This is a genomic window from Vibrio sp. OPT46 (assembly GCF_015163535.1).
Lineage (GTDB): Bacteria > Pseudomonadota > Gammaproteobacteria > Enterobacterales > Vibrionaceae > Vibrio > Vibrio alginolyticus.
The window spans coordinates 21,961-24,096 of the sequence record NZ_JADDYG010000824.1 but is presented as its reverse complement, the minus strand read 5'-3'; the positions used below and the strand labels follow the sequence as shown (position 1 = coordinate 24,096).

General features: G+C 43.2%; 1 protein-coding gene and 1 pseudogene. Both read left to right on the top strand.

The window, feature by feature from the left end:
- The first annotated feature begins 458 nt into the window (after window positions 1–458).
- Window positions 459–1,484 carry an ABC transporter permease subunit gene (locus IQR33_RS28200; RefSeq protein ID WP_005379368.1) on the top strand — a complete coding sequence of 342 codons (1,026 nt, stop codon included), beginning with the start codon at window positions 459–461 and terminating at the stop codon, window positions 1,482–1,484.
- A 1-nt stretch (window position 1,485) separates the two neighbouring features.
- Window positions 1,486–2,136: pseudogene (locus IQR33_RS34735) on the top strand (ABC transporter permease); the annotation flags it as partial.

Here is a 2,136-nt window from a genome sequence, read left to right as displayed (position 1 = left end):
ACTTTGTTAGCTCGAACTTATTAGGTGGTATCAAAATATGATACCCATTGCGGTTAAAGGGCTCACTCGTATTTTTAGGTCAAATATAACCTTGGATTGTGTGTCTATTTATGTGTGTAGGGTGCATTTTTATGTAGGGTTTTGGCTCTAAACAGCCTAGATTGATATTCTGTATGAATTATTTTTGTGGTTTTTTATAATTTTTTACAAAAACATTTCTGTTTTTCGACATCGAAGGAAGTTTGTCATGTTTTGGTTTCAAACACTTGAAGCTGATGTGGATTCAAGATAAATATGACGCTGAAATTATTGCAGTAGTAGAAAAGTCTAGCTCTTGAGGCGCAGGGAGTGTGCTTCAACAGTTTTAGTTACTACGAGATAAATATGCACCATTTTGGGCGGAAAATATCCTCTTTCACTCCGTTTGAACTGGACAGTAGACAAGGAGCAAGTTGTATATGCTGTCGTACTTTTTACGCCGTTTGGCGTTGGTTATCCCAACGTTTCTCGGGATAACTATTCTCATCTTTGCTATCACTCGTTTCGTGCCTGGCGGACCTGTTGAACGCATGTTGTCACAAATGCAGTCCCAGGGGGACGGCGCCGCATCAATGACGTCTGCGGGTGGTAATACGGCCCTTTCTGACGATCAAATCGCGGAGCTGAATGCGTTTTATGGCCTGGATAAACCTGTAACGGAAGCGTACGTCGAGTGGTTAAGTCGTTTGGTAATGCTAGATCTTGGCGAGTCGACGCGTTACTACGAGCCTGTCTCGGACATGATCGCAGAGCGTTTGCCAGTGTCGTTGTTTTATGGCGGCATGACCTTCTTTATTAGTTATTTTATCTCGATTCCTCTTGGTTACTATAAGGCGCTCAAGCACGGTTCTGTGTTTGATTCCGCTTCTTCAGTACTCATTTTCGTAGGCTACGCGCTACCAGGTTATGTGGTGGGTGTATTGCTGATCACGTTATTTAGTTATCACTTGGAATGGTTTCCGATGGGAGGCTTTGTCGGCGATGACTTCGACGATTACGAAACCTTCTTTGAACGCACTAAAGACATTATGTGGCATGCGGTGTTGCCTTTGATCTGTTACCTCATTGGTGATTTTGCCACGCTGACGATGACAATGAAAAATAACCTGATGGAAAACCTTTCCTCAGATTACATCCGCACCGCAATTGCGAAAGGATTACCTTTCAAAAAAGCAGTTCGTAAGCACGCGTTGCGTAACAGCTTAATTCCGATCGCGAGTCACTTTGGTAACTCTTTGTTGTTCTTCATGACCGGTGCCTTCCTGATTGAAGTTATCTTCAATATTGATGGCATTGGCTTATTGGGTTACGAATCAATCATGGAGCGTGATTACCCTGTTGTTATGGGTATTGTCGCCATTAATGCGCTGTTGCTGCTCATTGGTAACATTATTTCAGATATTTGTGTTGCTTTAGTCGACCCACGTGTGAAGTTTGGAGCGTAACATGATTAAAGTTAGTCCATTAACTCAAAAGAAAATTCGTCACTTTAAAGAGATCAAACGAGGCTATTGGTCGTTTGTTGCTCTTTCTATCATGTTGATCCTTTCTCTATTCGCCGAACTTTTGATTAACAGTAAAGCGCTAGTCGTCAAGTACGATGGTAGCTACTATTTTCCTGTTGTCAGTGACGTACGTTTAGGTAGCGAATTCGGCCAAGAGTCATCCAGCGAAGCGGATTATCGCGTACTGCAAAAAGCGTTTGAGGCCGAAGGGGGCGACAACTTTGTTATTTTGCCGCTTGTGCCATGGAACCCATATGAACAAGATTTTAGTGGTGATTTCCCGCCAACAGCACCTAGCGCCGAAAATAAGCATTATTTAGGTACAGATGTGATAGGTCGCGATATTTTGGCGCGACTTGTCTACGGATTCAGAACGGCGATGGGATTTGCGTTGCTTACGATGGCCATTTCCTACGCGATCGGTACTGCAGTCGGTTGTGCTATGGGTTTTTGGGGCGGTAAATTTGACTTGTTTGTACAGCGACTTATCGAAATCTGGTCAATGGTCCCGTTTTTGTACGTCATTATGATTCTTGTCTCAATCGTTCAACCGACGTTTGCTCTCTTTGTCGCTATTAACGTGCTTTTCACT

Coding starts and splice junctions, on each gene's coding strand:
- IQR33_RS28200 (WP_005379368.1), top strand. CDS start 459: ATGCTGTCGTACTTTTTACGCCGTTTGGCGTTGGTTATCCCAACGTTT.